This window comes from Brevibacillus sp. NRRL NRS-603, assembly GCF_003013445.1.
GTDB lineage: Bacteria > Bacillota > Bacilli > Brevibacillales > Brevibacillaceae > Brevibacillus > Brevibacillus formosus.
Genome location: NZ_PXZN01000021.1, coordinates 1 through 16,843, shown reverse-complemented (window position 1 = coordinate 16,843; position 16,843 = coordinate 1). Strand labels below are relative to the sequence as shown.

The 16,843-nt window shown below is 45.8% G+C and carries 18 protein-coding genes and 4 tRNA genes; 5 read left to right on the top strand and 17 right to left on the bottom strand.

The genetic code is table 11. The features are described 5' to 3' along the window. Positions 1–38: 38 nt before the first annotated feature. The 3 genes from C7R94_RS18630 to C7R94_RS18620 all read right to left on the bottom strand — a co-directional run bounded on the left by C7R94_RS18630 (position 39) and on the right by C7R94_RS18620 (position 2,957). On the bottom strand, positions 39–518 hold the full coding sequence (locus C7R94_RS18630; RefSeq protein ID WP_047069695.1) for a hypothetical protein: 480 nt from the start codon (positions 516–518) through the stop codon (positions 39–41). Between the two features lie 389 nt (positions 519–907). Further along, positions 908–1,948: a FecCD family ABC transporter permease gene (locus tag C7R94_RS18625; protein WP_047069696.1), complete on the bottom strand. Its 1,041-nt coding sequence runs from the start codon at positions 1,946–1,948 to the stop codon at positions 908–910. Then, positions 1,941–2,957, bottom strand: a complete 1,017-nt coding sequence (locus tag C7R94_RS18620; RefSeq protein ID WP_106783559.1) for a FecCD family ABC transporter permease — start codon at positions 2,955–2,957, stop codon at positions 1,941–1,943. Before C7R94_RS18620 ends, C7R94_RS18625 begins: the two co-directional genes overlap by 8 nt. Positions 2,958–3,220: 263 nt before the next feature. Here C7R94_RS18620 and C7R94_RS18615 point away from each other — a divergent pair, with 263 nt between their 5' ends. After that, complete coding sequence (locus C7R94_RS18615) at positions 3,221–4,231, top strand: ABC transporter substrate-binding protein (RefSeq protein ID WP_106783557.1); 1,011 nt, start codon at positions 3,221–3,223, stop codon at positions 4,229–4,231. Positions 4,232–4,306: 75 nt separating this feature from the next. On the opposite strand, the gene C7R94_RS30340 is transcribed toward C7R94_RS18615, so the two are convergent. After that, a complete protein-coding gene (locus tag C7R94_RS30340) occupies positions 4,307–4,465 on the bottom strand; it encodes a hypothetical protein (protein WP_197237592.1) in 159 nt (52 codons plus the stop codon). A 194-nt stretch (positions 4,466–4,659) separates the two neighbouring features. Here C7R94_RS30340 and C7R94_RS18610 point away from each other — a divergent pair, with 194 nt between their 5' ends. Continuing rightward, the gene (locus C7R94_RS18610; protein ID WP_106783555.1) at positions 4,660–6,528 is read left to right on the top strand and encodes a PAS domain-containing sensor histidine kinase; all 1,869 of its coding nucleotides are present in this window, start codon (positions 4,660–4,662) and stop codon (positions 6,526–6,528) included. A 34-nt stretch (positions 6,529–6,562) separates the two neighbouring features. After that, positions 6,563–6,697: a DUF4023 domain-containing protein gene (locus C7R94_RS18605; protein ID WP_083995068.1), complete on the top strand. Its 135-nt coding sequence runs from the start codon at positions 6,563–6,565 to the stop codon at positions 6,695–6,697. 253 nt (positions 6,698–6,950) lie between these two features. On the opposite strand, the gene C7R94_RS18595 is transcribed toward C7R94_RS18605, so the two are convergent. Then, a complete protein-coding gene (locus tag C7R94_RS18595; protein ID WP_106783553.1) occupies positions 6,951–8,186 on the bottom strand; it encodes a branched-chain amino acid ABC transporter substrate-binding protein in 1,236 nt (411 codons plus the stop codon). A 379-nt stretch (positions 8,187–8,565) separates the two neighbouring features. Between C7R94_RS18595 and C7R94_RS18590 the strand changes: the two genes are divergently transcribed. Together C7R94_RS18590 and clpP are read left to right on the top strand one after the other, a co-directional pair. Next, entirely contained in the window at positions 8,566–8,787 is a 222-nt protein-coding gene (locus C7R94_RS18590) for a hypothetical protein (RefSeq protein ID WP_026043328.1), read from the top strand. A gap of 131 nt (positions 8,788–8,918) precedes the next feature. Further along, the gene (gene clpP, locus C7R94_RS18585) at positions 8,919–9,521 is read left to right on the top strand and encodes an ATP-dependent Clp endopeptidase proteolytic subunit ClpP (RefSeq protein WP_007720441.1); all 603 of its coding nucleotides are present in this window, start codon (positions 8,919–8,921) and stop codon (positions 9,519–9,521) included. 114 nt (positions 9,522–9,635) lie between these two features. Here the strand turns inward: clpP and C7R94_RS18580 are convergent, their stop codons facing one another. From C7R94_RS18580 to C7R94_RS18525, 12 genes are all read right to left on the bottom strand, one after another. Further along, a complete protein-coding gene (locus C7R94_RS18580; RefSeq protein WP_047069701.1) occupies positions 9,636–9,821 on the bottom strand; it encodes an H-type small acid-soluble spore protein in 186 nt (61 codons plus the stop codon). Positions 9,822–9,835: 14 nt separating this feature from the next. Next, positions 9,836–10,018, bottom strand: a complete 183-nt coding sequence (locus tag C7R94_RS18575; protein WP_047069702.1) for a hypothetical protein — start codon at positions 10,016–10,018, stop codon at positions 9,836–9,838. A 127-nt stretch (positions 10,019–10,145) separates the two neighbouring features. After that, complete coding sequence (locus tag C7R94_RS18570) at positions 10,146–10,403, bottom strand: HPr family phosphocarrier protein (RefSeq protein ID WP_048034964.1); 258 nt, start codon at positions 10,401–10,403, stop codon at positions 10,146–10,148. Positions 10,404–10,452: 49 nt separating this feature from the next. Continuing rightward, entirely contained in the window at positions 10,453–11,400 is a 948-nt protein-coding gene (gene whiA, locus C7R94_RS18565; RefSeq protein ID WP_015893487.1) for a DNA-binding protein WhiA, read from the bottom strand. A gap of 8 nt (positions 11,401–11,408) precedes the next feature. Then, on the bottom strand, positions 11,409–12,419 hold the full coding sequence (locus tag C7R94_RS18560; protein WP_106783551.1) for a gluconeogenesis factor YvcK family protein: 1,011 nt from the start codon (positions 12,417–12,419) through the stop codon (positions 11,409–11,411). A 78-nt stretch (positions 12,420–12,497) separates the two neighbouring features. Next, positions 12,498–13,379: an RNase adapter RapZ gene (gene rapZ, locus C7R94_RS18555; RefSeq protein ID WP_007720425.1), complete on the bottom strand. Its 882-nt coding sequence runs from the start codon at positions 13,377–13,379 to the stop codon at positions 12,498–12,500. 236 nt (positions 13,380–13,615) lie between these two features. Continuing rightward, positions 13,616–14,575, bottom strand: coding sequence for a thioredoxin-disulfide reductase (gene trxB / locus C7R94_RS18550; RefSeq protein WP_088909648.1), 960 nt, complete (start codon positions 14,573–14,575; stop codon positions 13,616–13,618). A gap of 64 nt (positions 14,576–14,639) precedes the next feature. Next, positions 14,640–16,283, bottom strand: coding sequence for a tetratricopeptide repeat protein (locus C7R94_RS18545; protein WP_106783548.1), 1,644 nt, complete (start codon positions 16,281–16,283; stop codon positions 14,640–14,642). A gap of 146 nt (positions 16,284–16,429) precedes the next feature. Next, a tRNA-Gly gene (locus C7R94_RS18540) sits at positions 16,430–16,505 on the bottom strand. A gap of 41 nt (positions 16,506–16,546) precedes the next feature. Beyond that, positions 16,547–16,622: transfer RNA gene (locus C7R94_RS18535), tRNA-Lys, on the bottom strand. A 5-nt stretch (positions 16,623–16,627) separates the two neighbouring features. Continuing rightward, a tRNA-Phe gene (locus tag C7R94_RS18530) sits at positions 16,628–16,703 on the bottom strand. Between the two features lie 31 nt (positions 16,704–16,734). Continuing rightward, positions 16,735–16,811 (bottom strand) — tRNA-Asp (locus C7R94_RS18525). Positions 16,812–16,843: the final 32 nt, after the last annotated feature.

The following is a 16,843-nucleotide window of genomic DNA, read 5'->3' as shown; positions in this document are numbered from 1 at the left end:
AATACCTCCGCATATATTAGTAGGAATAGTCAGTGATTTTATTGGTTATAAATAGCTTTAAATGCATATGGAATTGGTTTGATTGGCTTGGAATCAAATGCAGAGTAGTCATAAATCATGATGTAGTAAAGGCCCTCTTGTGTGAGGTCTTGTGTGAAGCTTAACTTCCCATTTTCTACAAAACGAGGTGCCCCTGACATTTTGCTTTCATGAAACACCGCGACCCGTAGGTTTCCTTTTTCTGATGTTAAGCTACTAATCGCAAAATTAAGTTGTCCCGGTTTCGCGTAAAACTTAAACCAATCAACATCTTTGTTATGGCCAATCTCTGCTGAATAGGAAACATTTGAGTTAGCAAATGAAGCAAATGGAAGATCGTCATTTGGCTCATAAGGATCGTTTGCCGACGCAGCTTTTTGAGATGATTTCGAGATTTTTACAGGTTCTGCAGCCAGTGCAGATACAGATGCAGATAATACGAGTGACAGGCTCAATAAACTTGCTACGACTTTTTTCACGAATAAATCCCTCCAAAAGCTGTAATAGTAGGTACTATTATTTTTTACCATTTTATAACTTAGTTGTAAATATTAGTTTTGTATTTTTGTAATAATTTGGTGATTTAACCAGAATGAAGTCTACATTTATCGAATTATGACTGTTAATATCGATTCTTACTATTCTCCGTATAATAGGGGTCTCCATGCACAAAGAAGCCCTTAACGATTAATCCCATAGGTTATCATAAATGTAATCTATACTAATCTTTACCATATTTAAAGCGTTTTGTAAATTCGAATCTTGTAATATTTTGTAATAAATTGACAGATAGTAAACACAAAAAACCCTGTAGCACTACTCTCCTTCAGGGTCCTCACTCAACTATTAATAAACACACTTCGATTCCCTACTGATGATTCCTCGTTTTATACAAAAGATACACAAAAAACGGAGCTCCAATCGCTGCGGTAAAAATCCCAGCTGGCAAATCATGCGGTAAAAACACGGTTCTCCCAATCAAATCAGCCAAGACGACAATCATCCCGCCCAAAACGGCGGAAGCCGGCAGCAAGTAGCCATACGCAGAACCTACTAGCCTACGCGCAATGTGTGGAGCCATCAAACCGATAAAACTGATTCCTCCTGCCACTCCGACCGCAGCACCGGCCAATGCCACACTAATCGCAATCAAGAGCAATCTCTTTTTATCAATGGCTACGCCAATACCTTTGGCAATATCATCACCGAGCTCCTGGGCATTCAAATAACGGATTTGGAAAATCGTAGCGCCGAGAAATAAAACAGTCCACGGAAGCAACGTCATCACATTTACCCAAGACATACCGTACACGGTTCCTGTCATCCACCCGAGAGCGTTTGAGGCTTTGTGGGTTTGGGTGATCACCATGAAAAAGATCGTTAATGCCCCCATGCCTGCTGAAATACATACACCCACAAGCGCGAGACGAAAAGGGGAGACTCCCTCCTTCCACGCAGTGAGATACGTAAGCGTGGCGGTTAACAATCCACCGATCAACGCCACCAATGGCATCCATTGCACACTTACATCTTTTGCAAAGGTGATAAATGCTACCGCCGCTGCCGTCGCTCCCGCTGTAGTCCCGATTAAATCAGGAGAAGCTAACGGATTTCGCACCAAGGACTGCAAGATGGCCCCCGATACCGCTAGGGAAGCCCCCACCATAACTGAAACGACAACGCGGGGCAATCGCCAATCGAGCACGATCAATTCATTCTGTTCACTGCCCGCTCCTATAAAAGCTTTGATGACTTCCCACACAGGAATATGCAAGCTTCCTAAGCCAATACTCAATACAATCACAACAGATAACAGCAAAAATAGTATGAAATTAATTCCTAACGCCCGCTTATTTACATGAAACGAGAGCGCTGGCTTTTTGGTTCGAATGACTACATGTCTATGCATACGCCCTCCTCCTGACCAGCGGGATGATAAAAGCCACTCCGATCATGGCGGTTGCTACGCCTACTGGTACTTCCAGACGCATAGGCATCAATACAAGGCGAGCAAGCAAATCAGCGCAAACCAGAAAAGCTCCGCCGAAGACAATCGAATAGGGAATCAACCAGCGATGATCAAGCCCGACTAAAAAACGGCATAGATGCGGTATGATGATGCCTACAAATGCAATCGGTCCGGCGAGCGCGACACTCCCACCTGCCAAGAGCACCACGATCAATATCGCTATAGCTTTTACCAAGATAATTTTTTGGCCTAGGCCAGTCGCTACATCATCACCGAGTACCATCAAGTTTAACGAGCCGGTCAGTAGCACAGCGCCTAACCAGCCTACCAACAAATAAGGAATGATCATAAAAAAATGCTCGAGCTGTCTTCCCTCAACAGAACCAACTAGCCAGTAAAAGGCCTCTGTCATCGTCTTTTCTTGCAGCAGCATAAACAGCGAGGTCACAGACGAAGCAAAAGCGGCAACCGCTGCACCCGAAAGTGTCAGCTTAATCGGAGTCATGCCTCCCCGCCCAGCAGAAGCCAACCCGTATACAAGCAGAGCAGTCACACCCGCTCCGATAAAGCCCGCCCACATCATTTGCGATACTGGGAACTGCGAGCCAAAAACAGCAATCGTCGTCACAATAGCTGCTGCAGCTCCAGCGTTCACACCGATAAGAGATGGGGAAGCCAAAGGGTTGCGAGTCAACGCCTGCAACAAAACACCTGCTACAGCGAGGCTGCTCCCCACCGCTACCGCTGTCAGTGTACGCGGCATTCGGGAAGTCGTAATGATCAAATGTTCCTCCGAGCCGGAAAATTGGGTGTATGCCTCTACTGCCGTAGTGAGTGAATACCGATTGATTCCGAAAAGGATACTCGCTACCATCACAACTGCCAGAACGACGAACCCTGCTATGAGCACAGTTGTCTTTTGCAGTCGGCTGGACAAAATCACATTCACGCCTGTTCCCTTCTTTCCGTTGCATTCTACCTATTCTATCTATTCGCTACATGTATGTAAGTTTCTCCCACTAATCAGTCTAAGCTTGCGGATAGGGCTAGTCAATGATATTGATTTTTATTATCGCTATTGGAAAATCCACTACAAAAATATCTATAGTTTTCCTTTGATTCCAAAAAATATATTGACACATTGTCATATAAGCATATACAGTAGTGAAGTAAAATGATAATCATTATCAGTTAAAAGGGGGATTTTCCATCATGCGCAAAACTTCCCTGCGTTTGATGCTCGGGGCTATGCTTTCCGCTGTCATGCTCGTAACAGGTTGCGGAGGACAGGCAACGCCTTCATCCGACTCATCATCTTCTACACCAGCCGCGTCAACAACTGCACCTGCACCGGCAGCGTCTGAAGAGAGAGAAGTAAAACACTTTATGGGGTCAACAAAAATAAAAGGAACTCCTCAACGTGTCGTCGCTCTCACCAGTGAAAGCACAGAGGCTGTTCTTGCATTAGGGATTACGCCAGTTGGGGCTGTCATGAGTGGCCTCGGCAAACCTGGTGACCCATGGCATCCACATATTAAAGAGAAAATGAAGGATGCAGTTGAATTGGGTGATGAGAACCAACCAAACGTTGAGCTGATCGCCAGCCTGAAGCCAGACCTGATTCTGGGAACAAAAGGACGCCAAGGGCAAGAAAAAGTATACGATCAGCTTTCCAGGATTGCTCCAACCGTCTTCTCCGAGGATCTCGTAGGCAGATGGAAAATCAACTTTGCCCTTTACTCAGAAGCGCTGAATAAAAAAGCTGAAGGCGACAAGCTGATGGCTGATTTTGATAAGAAGATTGAGGATGCAAAAGGAAAATTGGGTGACAAGACGAAGATGAAAGTCTCTGTCGTCCGTTTCGTAGCTGGCAAAACTCGTCTTTACTTGAAAGACACTTTCTCTGGCGTTGTTTTGAGCCAGCTCGGCTTTGCTCGACCAGCCTCCCAAGACATCGATGAGTTCAAAAAAGACATCCCAAAAGAGCTCATGTCTGAAATGGATGGCGATATCATGTTTTACTGGATCGGCGACTATTCCGGTGATGGATCTGCCAATAAATACACCGAGGAATGGATGAAAGATCCGCTCTATCAAAAACTGAATGTCGCGAAAAACAATAAAGCATTCCAAGTTGACGAAGTGATCTGGAACGTAGGCGGCGGTATCCTTTCTGCTGAACTGCTTGTTGATGACATCGTAGAACGCTTCTCCAAACTGTAGGCTACATACTTTCCGATACCGTCAATAAAGCAGGAGTGGTTGAGATAACCACTCCTTTTCTTTTGCTTGCTGGCATTATTGATCGCGTTCCTTATTTCCAGCAGTATCCTTACTGGGCAGAATCGGATCTATTTGTTCAGGTTTACGCGAATAAGCTTTGTTTGTAACCAAAATCGTCACACCGATGATGACGATAAAAATGAGCACCAACGCAACGATAAAACCAGTTGTCATGCATACACCCCCGACTTTTTGCTAACTCTCATTATAGCTGATTTCCATGCGAGTCAGAACCTTCATGCATAACCAATTCATGATGGAATAACAAACTATTCCAAATTTTGATAGGAAAATGGCTCCTATGTCTCGAATAGTTACGACAACACTATCTCATTCAAATACTTGATAGACTATGCGGGGGAAATCTGATGAACAAGCTTAAAACCCCTTTCTTATGGAAAAAGAAACGATCAAAAAAGGAAATCACCCAAGTGTTATTTCCAGATCAAATATTAAAAGCATTTTTTCACTTTACGACGGATGCCATCTCGATTAGTGATCTCGATAACAATATCGTCCTGGTGAATCATGCTTTTGAGCAATATTACGGTTGGTCGATGGAGGAGATTTACGCTTCACCGCTCTGCTTTATTCCAGACGAGTACAAGAGCGAGACCAAACAGTTATTTGATGCGGTCAGGAGCATGGGTGTACTGCTAACGAATTACGAAACCATCCGGCAGCGAAAAGATGGCACGAAGATGGATGTCATTCTGTCCGCTGCTCCAATCAAAGACGAAACGGGAAAAATTATTGGTGCTTCGTGCATTACCCGTGACATTTCCGACCGTAAAAAAATCGAAGAGACATTGCGTCAAACTGAAGCCAAATATCGTCTCCTCATCGATCATACCCAGGATATCGTGACGATTTATGATTTATCCATGCGGCGCATCTATGCATCCCCATCAATCGAGCAATTGGGATTTGTTCCAGCCGAGGTTACTTCCCCTAACAATCTGCAGCTCACACATCCAGAGGATATTCCTATGTTCCGGGACAAATTTCAAGAGATCATGGCAACGAAACAACCCGTTCATTTCGAGACGCGCTCTATCGATAGGAATGGAAACGAGGTCTCCTTCGAAACACGCGGTATCCCTATTCTAAGTGCGGTCGGAGACATCCAAAACATCATGTTAGTCTCGCGAAATGTAACCGAACGCAAATACTCAGAGGCAGCCTTGTTTAAAAGCGAGAAAACGAACAAAATCATCTCGGAATACACAGATGATCTTATTCTGATTACGGATAAAAACGGGGATATCCTCTACCTCTCCCCTTCTCATTCACGCGTAATGGAAACAAACGAGAATAACCGTCAGCTCACCTTTGCCGACATTCATCCTGAAGATCGGCAGGCCGTCATCGACCACTTTCATCATTTGCTGGCGACTCAAGAACCAAAGATATGCGAATTCCGTTTCCAAACGAAGAGTAACAAATGGATCGTTCTCGAATCAAAGGGTGCCCCCATCCTGACAAAAACGGGAGATTGTGATGGCTTTATTATCGTATCGCGGGATATTACAGAACGGCGGCATAACGAGGAACTATTACGAAAGGCTGAGAAGCTGTCCGTGATTGGGGAACTGGCTGCTGGCATCGCCCATGAGATTCGCAATCCACTCACATCTTTGAAGGGCTTTATTCAATTTCTTTATCCGAGCATGCATGATAACCAGCAGTACGCCGATATTATGCTCTCTGAGCTGGACCGGATCAATTTTATTGTGAGTGAACTGCTAGTCTTGGCAAAGCCACATAGCACTCAAATCAAGCCTCTTCCGCTCATCCCTTTGCTTGAAAACGTCTTGGCACTTTTGAAGTCGGAAGCAAATTTGAAAAACATCGATTTTCGTACCGCATTTAATTACCATCCGATCATTGCGGGAGAAGAAAACCAGCTCAAGCAGGTCTTTATCAACATCATTAAAAATGCGATCGAAGCGATCGACGGACATGGTGAGGTCCTTATTGCCACCACGTTAAAAGACAATCATCAGGTGCTCATTACGCTCACGGATACCGGCTGTGGAATCTCTGAAGAAATGATTCACAAGCTGGGTGCCCCCTTTTTCACGACAAAAGAAAACGGAACTGGCCTCGGCCTCATGATCAGCAGCAAAATCATGAAAGACCACAACGGCAGCTTGGAAATTAAAAGCAGAGAGCACGAAGGTACAGTGGTAGAGATAACACTGCCGATTGTACAAGACCAAATTGGGTCATCCTAGAAAGGTGTACATCTCAACATCAGTGGAGGTGCCTATGGATTTCTCCAAAATGAGCACGAGTGAGTTCGTGGCCAAAATTCGCGAATCCCAAGCGAAAAACCTGCGAAGCAGACAGCATCAGGGCTACGGTCATCCCGAAAAGCGTTTGCCTAGCAAGCAAGGTATTTAACAAACAAAAGCCCACCCGTTGAGCTCCTTTGGCTAAAACGGGTGGGCTTTTGTCATTGTTATTGTGGATCCTGCTTATTCAGGTTACGATCTCTTTCGGACTTTTGCTTTTGGGTGCCTTGGGTCTTGCTGCTGTGTCCTTGATTGCCGCCATTCTTCGTATTTCGATTGTTTGACATCAGAATCCCTTCCTTTTCATTCTGGTATTCTTGCCAAACGTAGTATGTCCCAAACGGCTTGTTCATACTGAAGGATTACTTCGCTTCACCCATGAATACTTTCTTTCCGTCCTCATACTTGTACACGTATACGGAAGCAAAGTCGTTGTCGCCTTTTTCATTGAATGTTACGTTAACGAATTTGCCTTTGTAATCTTTGGTTTTGTGAACAGCTTCAAGCACTTGTTCACGAGTTGGCTTTTTACCACCGTTTGCTTTGATCGCTTCTTCCAGACCGTTCAGCATAACACCCATGGAGTCATAACCAAACGAAGTGAAGATCCCTACTTTGTTTCCAGTCGCGCTCTCGAAGTCTGTGATCCACTTCTTGCCGTCTTCGGTAGCACCAATATCGCCAACCGTAGAAGTAAAGACTACGTTATTGGCATTTTCCGCACCAGCAATTTTCACCAGGTCAGCGGAGTCGTAACCGTCGCCACCCATGAAGACACCTTTGAAGCCTTTTTCACGCGCTTGCTTCACGATGATCCCTGCATCAGAGTAGTATCCACCAAAGTAGATCATCTCAGGATTTTTGGCAAGGATTTGGGTAATGATCGCACTATAATCCTTCTCGCCTGCTGTTACCCCTTCATAGCCGAGAACTTGTACACCGTCTTTTTCGAATTGCTTTTTCACTTCTTCCGCAAGACCTTGTCCATAAGCAGCCTTGTCATGCATAACGAATGCCGTTTTTACATTCAACTGATTTTTGGCAAAAATAGCAGCCTTGGAGCCTTGTTGATCATCACGCGCACAAATGCGGTGTACGATCTGTTTGCCTTGCTCAGTCAAATCTGATCCCGTTGCGGAAGGAGATACCATCACGAGCTTCTCTTGCTCGTATTGCGCTGCTGCTGTGATTGAAGCACCTGTTGTAGCATGGCCTACTACTCCAACTACATCAGGATTCGAAATCAACATTTGCGCGACTGCTACCCCTTGTTTTGGGTCAGCTTGGTCGTCTTGAGCGGACAATTGAACGTCAAAGCCAAGTGCTTTGAATGCCTCTGCCTTTTCTTTCAGCGCATATTCTGCACCAGCTTTTGCTGTGCTTCCGTAATCGGAGTACTGACCAGACATCGGGCCAACTACAGCAACTACGAGCTTCTCAGTAGCTCCACTTGCACCGCCCGTGCTTCCTCCGCTATTGTTGCTCGGCTGTGGTGTCGCGCTTTGTCCACCAGTCCCCGCTCCTCCACCGCAGCCCGCGAGCAATGTGCTCAGAGCAAATGTTGCCGCCAGTATCGACATTGATTTCTGTTTTTTCATAGCAAAACATCCCCCTCTTTATTTATGAGCAAACTATGAATCACAATCTTATTGTAGGATATTTTAGAAAATTTGCAATAGAAATGATTAAAAGAAGAATCAATCAAAAAACCTCTACCGCTGTCTGCTAATAGAGGCGTACACCTGTAGTATTAAGGCAAATAGCCACTTCTACACACAGAAGTGGCTATCTAAATGAGAAGCATTCTATTCATTTTAGGAATGAATTGGAATACTCTCCATGACCCCATATATTTCCTATGTAATTCTCTCGCCAAACATGACAAGACTAGGAAAAAAAGAACTATCCCGCGAACAAACGTTTTTGTGCACAACCTGTGTATAACATTGTGGATAACTTTCGAAAGTGGGGCTTGCCATGGCAGGGGAACGTTTTTTTCTCATTTATCAAGAGGCCAGCGACGAAGAATGCTTATTGACCATTGAACCATACAAAGATCAACAGGAGCTGGCGGAAGCCATCAATCAGCTGCAAGCCAAACAAGTCGATGAATATACGATCATCAAGGGAAAAAAGATGAAAGCCACGCTGAAGCTTGCCGTCGATTTAACCGAGGCCGATGAGAATTCCAAGGAATGAATGTTTTCTTTTTCGAGTAGGTTTAGACAGAGGGAAATTGGCAAACATGGTAGTGAGGGAGCGCACTTATGTGTTTGACCTTCATTGACCTTTTGTGTATGATATTGTTACAAAGAGAGGAGGAAGACTAGATGCATATGAATTTAATTCCAACCGTCATTGAACAGACGAACCGCGGGGAACGTGCTTACGACATTTATTCCCGCCTGCTCAAAGACCGCATCATCTTTCTGGGAACCCCAATCAACGACACCGTAGCCAATATCGTTGTGGCACAGTTGTTGTTCCTTCAGGCGGAAGATCCGGAGAAAGACATTCACTTGTACATAAACAGCCCAGGCGGTTCTATTACTGCTGGTATGGCAATTTACGATACTATGCACTTCATCAAGCCTGATGTATCCACCATTTGTATCGGAATGGCTGCTTCCATGGGAGCATTCCTGCTGGCTGCTGGGGCAAAAGGCAAGCGCTTTGCCCTGCCAAACAGTGAAGTCATGATCCACCAACCATTGGGTGGTGCCCAAGGACAAGCGAGCGACATTGAGATTGCCGCAAAACGTATTTTGAAGATGCGTGATCATCTGAACACCATCCTGGCTGAACGCACAGGACAGCCTTTGGAGCGCATCCAAAAGGATACCGATCGCGACAACTTCCTCTCTGCCGCTGAAGCAGTAGAGTACGGACTGATTGACAAAGTCATCACTTCCGAACCGTCTTCGAAAAAATAAGAGACACGTAGGAAAAAAAGAAGCACTCGTGCCTAACTACCGGCCGAGTGTTTTTTTGTATGCCGAGCAAACCCTAAGAGGTTTGTCCTTGGTTTGCCCGGCTTTTTCGATGGGTCATTGTGATACTTCCATTAACTGACTTACATAGACAGTCTGGCTATGTGCTGGATTTTTTTCGTCATGCACACGTGCTGTCGAGGTTTTTTCATCTACAGCATCGATCCAAACAGCTTGTCCTTCGTACTCTACCTTGATATGGTCGTCGGATTTCATGATGGCTTGTGCTCTCGTTACATTCATGAGCGGCTCCCCCTCTACTGGTCATCGTCAAGGGCTTGCTTGGCTGATGTAGCCCCTGTCATCGTGTCTACCGTCGTTTCTTCAATCAGGCCGTTTTGGTCGGAAACAACTCCGCCCCCCAGTCCCTCGTTCACCATCCGATCAATGTCCATATCATAACAATCGCGGCCTTCGTAACACTTATCATGGTCACTCATGTCTCATTCCTCCTTCATGCAATATACATGGTTAGAAATGCCCTGTCCGAAGTGAATTGATACATATTCATCAAGATGACCAACAAAAAAAGACACCTCCCTTAAGGGAAAAGTGTCTCTCGTGACTCTATTCTTCTTTGCTTACCAGATTCGTAAGGCTGGTGACTGCCTGGGAGGCATCCGGCCCTTCTGCCAAAATGGTAATTTCCGTTCCAGAGCTGATTGCGAGGCTCATGATACCCATGATGCTTTTCGCATTGACCTTCTTGTTTCCTTTTTCTACGAATACTTCCGATGCAAAACGGTTAGCTTCCTGTACGAAAAAGGCTGCTGGACGAGCTTGCAAACCGGTCTTTAACTGAACCACGACCTGCTGTTGAACCATGAATGGACCTCCTTACTTGTAGACTATTATCCTTTAGTATAACATGCATCTACATCGAAATATTTTGTTTTTCTCGTATTTTGTCAGCGATTTCGTTAATTTTTCGCAAGCGGTGGTTAATGCCGGATTTGCTCACTACTCCGCTTGGCACCATCTCGCCCAATTCTTTCAAATTGATGTCAGGATGAGCCACTCGAAGCTCCGCGACCTCACGCAGACGTTTTGGCAAATTCTCCAATCCCATCTCTTGATCGATGAGCTGGATATTTTCCATTTGTCTGGTGGCTGCATTCACCGTTTTGTTTATGTTGGCGATTTCACAATTGTGTAAACGGTTTACGGAGTTACGCATGTCCTTTACGATTCGGACGTCCTCGAAATACAAAAGGGCCTGATGAGCCCCTATCAAGCTCAAAAACTCTGTAATCTTTTCGCCTTCTTTAATATAGAGAACATACCCTTTTTTCCGCTCGATGCATTTGGCATTTAGTTTATACCGATTGGCGATCTTGGTCAATGCTTCGCAAAAATCCTGATAGGAAGTGAAAATCTCCAGATGATAGCTGGATGCCTCTGGATGATTCACAGATCCCCCCGCCAAAAAAGCACCCCGCAAATAAGCAGCGCGGCAACAGGACTTTTTCACGATCTCAGGAGCGATTCCTGGGATAAACGACAGGCTTTGATCCATGATGCCCAAGTCTTGCAAGATCTCATTAGCCTTATTCGGAATACGCACAATGTAGACGTTGTTCTTTTTCAAACGCATTTTTTTGCGAACCAGCAATTCAGCGTGTATCTGAAACAACCTCTTGATTAACGTGTAAATGCGTCGGGCAATCGCCGCGTTCTCTGTCGTCACATCCAGCACCAGTCGTCCGGCTCCAAACTGCAGACTTCCATTCATCCGAATCAAGGCTGAGAGCTCTGCCTTGCTGCAGCAATCGGCACCCTCCATCATGGTAAGTTCTTTTTTGGTATGCGCGGCGAATGACATCGACTTCACTACTCCTTCTCTATCTTCAGCACCTTCCGTCTTCGTTTGACGAGTGACACAATCTGCTTGCTGACAGCATGTGCATCATGACGTAGGTATCCGTCCTCAAATGTGACTAACGGCTTCGCCACTACATGCAGACCGAGTTGGCGCAATCGCTTTGAATCACATCGGACAGGAGCTGCTCCTTTTTCCGCGTATTTGTCCAATACATGGGTAGGCAGCTCAGCTGAATTGACAATGATCGTATCCAGAAATGGTTTATCTACATGTTCATACATGACATTCACGTGCTTGGATGCAGAAAAACCGTCTGTCTCCCCCGGCTGTGTCATGACGTTGCAAATGTAGATTTTCGGGGCTTGTGCGCGTGTAATCGCTTCAAATAACCCGCGTACTAATAAATTGGGCAGGATGCTCGTGTACAAGCTGCCAGGCCCAATCAAAATGGCATCCGCCTCGGCAATCGCCATCAGGGCTTCGCTAAGAGGAACAGCGTCCTCTGGATCTAGGAAAACCCGCTTGATTTCTTTGCCAGTCAACGGTATTTGGGATTCTCCGATTACAAGAGATCCATCTGTCATTTCCGCTTTCAGCCGAATCGATTGCGTGGAAGCTGGCAATACATCTCCACGCACTGCCAAAACCCCGCTCAATGTTTTGACTGCGGTGACAAAATCTCCAGTGATTTCATTCATCGCTGCAAGCAATAGATTTCCCAAATTATGCCCTGCTAATCCCGTGCCTGTGGAAAAACGATATTGCATGACTTTTTCCATCAACGGCTCTGTATCGGCCAGAGCAGTCAAGACGTTTCGAATGTCACCAGGTGGAAGCATATCCATTTCTTCTCGCAAACGTCCAGAACTTCCCCCATCGTCTGCTACCGTCACAATCGCTGTGATATGCACCGGCTCGTGCTTCAAACCGCGTAGAAGGACGGACAGACCCGTTCCTCCGCCAATAACAACTACCCGTATTGGCCTTGACTGTAGCCTCCCGACTCCCTTAGTAGGCATATGTCACCTCATTATTTCTAATACATATACCACAGGTGGCTTTTTATGCGCGCTTCAGTCTTTCCTGCCATCTTATGCTCATTTGTTCTTTTCCATGTCTCGATGACTGACACGGACAGAAAAATCTTTGCCAAAGGTTTCTCCCAAATGTTCTGCAATGGCGACCGAGCGATGCTTGCCACCGGTGCATCCAATTCCTATCACAAGTTGACTTTTTCCTTCTCGTTGGTAATGCGGCAGGGTGTACCCCAAAAAGTCTGTAAGCTTTTCTAAGAATTCTTTTGTGTCCTTGTGCTTCATCACATACTCTGCCACGTCTGGATCACATCCTGTTTTCGGACGCAAATCCTCCACATAATGCGGGTTAGGCAAAAAACGGACATCGAACATCAAGTCAGCGTCTATTGGTGCGCCGTATTTGAAACCAAACGACAATACATTAATCGTAAGGGGTGATCCTTGTTGACCGTATTGGTTAATGATTTTTTCTCGAAGCTGAACTGGCTTCATTTGACTTGTATCGATAATCTGATGCGCCCAGCCCTTCATTTCCTCCAACAAACGGCGCTCGGCGTGAATTCCTTCCAAAGGCGAACCGTTCGGGGAAAGCGGATGTCTGCGACGTGTTTCCTTATAGCGAGAAACCAATGTCTGATCGTTAGCATCCAGATAAAGGATGTGGTACGATAATCCATTCATCTGATTGAGGCTTTCCATGGTTACGGCTAGATTTTCAAAAAACTCACGCCCGCGCAAGTCAATCACCAATGCGACTCGCTCAATACTCCCACCAGACTGTTTAACCAACTCAGCAAATTTGGGAATCAGTACAGGGGGTAGGTTGTCTACACAAAAAAAGCCCAGGTCCTCCAAGCTTTGTACAGCAACTGTCTTTCCCGCACCTGACATTCCGGTAATAATCAGGAGATTCATGGCCTTGTCGTTTCCCAATTCCGTCACGCAACTCGCCTCCTACGATTCTGACAATAGCATACCATATTGTCGACCTTATTCGCACCTTTTTGAACCGCTTCCCCTGTTTTTCCAATAACGTCCTCTACAAGGCGTACAAGCTATTTTAGAAAAAAAGATGCGTGACTGAATGCCAGCCACGCAACAATTGTTTATATAGATAAGGGGGTCAATTCATTGTCTATAGATTACTCTTGAATTATTTCACCCATGTTACAAGCAGGTTAAGAGATTGTGACATTTTGTTCCTTTAGCTTTTCATTTAGCTCTTCAACATAATGCTGAGCAGATTGAGCAGCGATAGAACCGTCTCCAGTAGCTGTCACGACTTGACGCAGCATTTTTTCACGTACATCTCCTGCTGCAAAAACACCTTTTACTTTGGTGTTCATTTTTTCGTCTGTCAGTACGTAGCCTGCGTCGTTGGTGATGCCCAGTGGACGTACGCTTGCAGTCAATGGATCCATACCTACGTAGATGAACACCCCATCTGCTGGGTATTCTCTTTGTTCACCTGTTTTGGTGTTTTGCAAGAGAACAGCTTGTACTTTGCCTTCACCACGGATCTCTTTTAGTTCTGTATCCCAAATCACTTCGATTTTTTCGTTATCGAAAGCGCGTTTTTGCAGGATTTTCTGTGCACGGAACTGATCACGACGGTGTACGATTGTCACTTTGGAAGCGAAGCGAGTAAGGAACACAGCCTCTTCTACCGCGGAGTCTCCTCCACCAACAACCACCAGCTCTTTATTGCGGAAAAATGCACCGTCGCATACTGCGCAGTAAGAAACACCACGGCCGGACAATTCTTTTTCGCCTTGTACACCGAGCAAACGATGCTCTGCACCAGTTGCCACAATAACAGATTTGGTCAGGTATTCCTTGTCACCCGTGATAACGCGCTTGTACGGCTCTTCATCGCGGATTTCCTTGATCTCGCCGTATGCATACTCCGCACCGAATTGCTGTGCATGCTCAAACATTTTTGTAGAGAGATCAGGGCCCAGAATGGAAGTGAAGCCTGGGTAGTTCTCGATGTCTTCCGTGTTCGCCATTTGACCGCCTGGGATTCCTCTCTCCAGCATCAATGTGCTCATGTTCGCACGGGATGTATATACAGCAGCCGTCATTCCAGCAGGGCCAGCTCCGGCGATAATAACATCATAAATTTTTTGATCGCTCATGCTTGTTGCCTCCTCGTCTCACACAGTTCTGTTTCCTTATTTAAATTAATTATAATGTAATAATCTATTTAAAATCAAGTGTCGACAAAACTTTGACGCACTTTGCCAAGGTTGCGGCAGAGATGCCATATTTTTGAGCTAGAAGGGCTTGTGACTGCTTTTCGTTCGTTACCGTTCCGTATACATATTCTAATGCTGCGACCCACGCTACTTCTTTTCGCACTTGTACCTGACTTTGGGCATATTCATGATGCTTGCTCCATACATCGAGGCACCATTCTCCAGCCTCTTGCTTGCCCTGCGAGAGCAAATAACGGCTTATGCCTTCTTCTATACTGCTCTTTTGATCTTCCGTCGCCGGTGAACCATTTGATCCGTCAGGAGTTCCCTCCGGCATGTCTGCACCCATATCAGCCAAAGCCAGCAAAGCCAACTTTTGCAGCTGTTGGTTATCCGTCTGGTAATAAAATTGACGGACCGCAGTTTCAGCTTCATCGTCTCCGATCAGAGACAATGTTTGCAGCACCGCGAATTTCACTTCATCACGACCATGCTGTAATGCCCAGAGAAGGGAAGCTCGGATCATCGGGTCTGTTTTAAAATCTTCCACTCCCGTGAACGAAGCCTTTTCCCAAGAAACATCACGCTGAGTCGTATTGTATTGGTAGGGGATCGGTTTTATAGTCTCCCCTTCTTGTTCGTTTTTTACCATTTGAATGTATTGATCTGCGATTCCTGCTTCTGGATCTAACTGCTTGGCTTTTTGCCACCAGCGCAGTGCCTGATCCTTTTTCCCACTCAAATAAGCTGAGATCGCAGCATAGTGATACGTGCACGCTTCATGTGGCCGTCCATTTCGCAGCATGCGCTGGTAATGGAAATACGCTTCGTCATGCTGGCCGAGCACTCCCATTGTTGTTGCGAGCTTATAGGTATTTTCCGGATGGAACGGAACGACCTTTTTGAGCATATCAATCAAGCTCAACAGCTCTACCGTTTGATTGTGATGGGAGAGCAAAACCGCCAAGTTGCACAGTGCATGCAGGTTTCCTTCTTCTTTATCCAGCGTCTGTTCGATTGTCTCCATCGCCTTCTGAAATTCTCCAGCATAATAGTAGGCGAGTGATAAATTGTTCCACGCCGGCAAAAAGTCAGGATCAGCCTCGACGATTTCTTTTAAGGTATCCAGTGCCTCCAGGAAACGTCCCTCTTCCAGACTGCGACGAGCCCGTTCATGCTTGCTGTATACGTCCTCTTTTTCACTTGGAAGGAAGTGTCGTGGTGGCATGTCCAGCTCGAAGTAAATATAGTCGAGGAGCTCTTCGGCATCTTCCCGATACGGTCCGGTACTATCCTCTTGTAAATAACGAACAGCCATTTCTTCTGCCATATGGTAATCCTCTAAGTTGGCATAGTTGTTCGCCATGTAGAAATACACTTCTGTCATAGATGGGTCCCATTTTTCTATCACTTCATAGAGGACTTCATTCGAGGCCTCAAACTGTCCGGTTTCAGCTAAGGCACTAGCCAAATGGCAGTGGCATTCTGCATTCGTCGGCTCCATTTCAACTGCACGGCGAAATGAACGCAATGCTTTATCATAGTCATACCGATTCAAACAACGCATTCCCCGGTCTACAAAAAAAGCAGCATCTTGCTTAAAGTCAACGACGGTCGTTTTCTTCAAAATACTTTTGTTATGTTTCATAAAACCTCCAACATCGTAGGAGCTTACACTCCAAGTATCGTACCAGAAGCATCGGCACCCTACAAGCTGACTCGTCTTTTAAAGTGTTCAGCGGATAAAGCAAGAAACACCACTGGCCCATAGCAAGTGGTGTTTACGAACAAAAATGGAGCGGACGAAGGGTCTCGAACCCTCGACCTTCGCCTTGGCAAGGCGACGCTCTACCAATTGAGCTACGTCCGCATATCTTATCAACTATTCATATTTTGTCCGATTGGAAAAACTGGTGAGCCATGAAGGACTCGAACCTTCGACCCTCTGATTAAAAGTCAGATGCTCTACCAACTGAGCTAATGGCTCGTACATGGTGGCTCGGGACGGAATCGAACCGCCGACACGAGGATTTTCAGTCCTCTGCTCTACCGACTGAGCTACCGAGCCATATACTTTGTTCGCCACTCTTGAATAAGAATGGCGGAGCTGACGGGACTCGAACCCGCGACCTCCGGTGTGACAGACCGGCGTGAACTCCAACTTCACCACAGCTCCATATAGAAGGCTTGTTCCTTCAAAACTGAATA

Coding starts and splice junctions, on each gene's coding strand:
- C7R94_RS18545 (WP_106783548.1), bottom strand. CDS start 16,283: ATGAAACATAACAAAAGTATTTTGAAGAAAACGACCGTCGTTGACTTT.
- C7R94_RS30340 (WP_197237592.1), bottom strand. CDS start 4,465: ATGACAACTGGTTTTATCGTTGCGTTGGTGCTCATTTTTATCGTCATC.
- C7R94_RS18570 (WP_048034964.1), bottom strand. CDS start 10,403: ATGGTTCAACAGCAGGTCGTGGTTCAGTTAAAGACCGGTTTGCAAGCT.
- C7R94_RS18610 (WP_106783555.1), top strand. CDS start 4,660: ATGAACAAGCTTAAAACCCCTTTCTTATGGAAAAAGAAACGATCAAAA.
- clpP (WP_007720441.1), top strand. CDS start 8,919: ATGCATATGAATTTAATTCCAACCGTCATTGAACAGACGAACCGCGGG.
- C7R94_RS18580 (WP_047069701.1), bottom strand. CDS start 9,821: ATGAATGTAACGAGAGCACAAGCCATCATGAAATCCGACGACCATATC.
- C7R94_RS18560 (WP_106783551.1), bottom strand. CDS start 12,419: ATGCCTACTAAGGGAGTCGGGAGGCTACAGTCAAGGCCAATACGGGTA.
- C7R94_RS18590 (WP_026043328.1), top strand. CDS start 8,566: ATGGCAGGGGAACGTTTTTTTCTCATTTATCAAGAGGCCAGCGACGAA.
- whiA (WP_015893487.1), bottom strand. CDS start 11,400: ATGTCATTCGCCGCGCATACCAAAAAAGAACTTACCATGATGGAGGGT.
- C7R94_RS18625 (WP_047069696.1), bottom strand. CDS start 1,948: ATGCATAGACATGTAGTCATTCGAACCAAAAAGCCAGCGCTCTCGTTT.
- C7R94_RS18605 (WP_083995068.1), top strand. CDS start 6,563: ATGGATTTCTCCAAAATGAGCACGAGTGAGTTCGTGGCCAAAATTCGC.
- C7R94_RS18575 (WP_047069702.1), bottom strand. CDS start 10,018: ATGAGTGACCATGATAAGTGTTACGAAGGCCGCGATTGTTATGATATG.
- C7R94_RS18595 (WP_106783553.1), bottom strand. CDS start 8,186: ATGAAAAAACAGAAATCAATGTCGATACTGGCGGCAACATTTGCTCTG.
- trxB (WP_088909648.1), bottom strand. CDS start 14,575: ATGAGCGATCAAAAAATTTATGATGTTATTATCGCCGGAGCTGGCCCT.
- C7R94_RS18615 (WP_106783557.1), top strand. CDS start 3,221: ATGCGCAAAACTTCCCTGCGTTTGATGCTCGGGGCTATGCTTTCCGCT.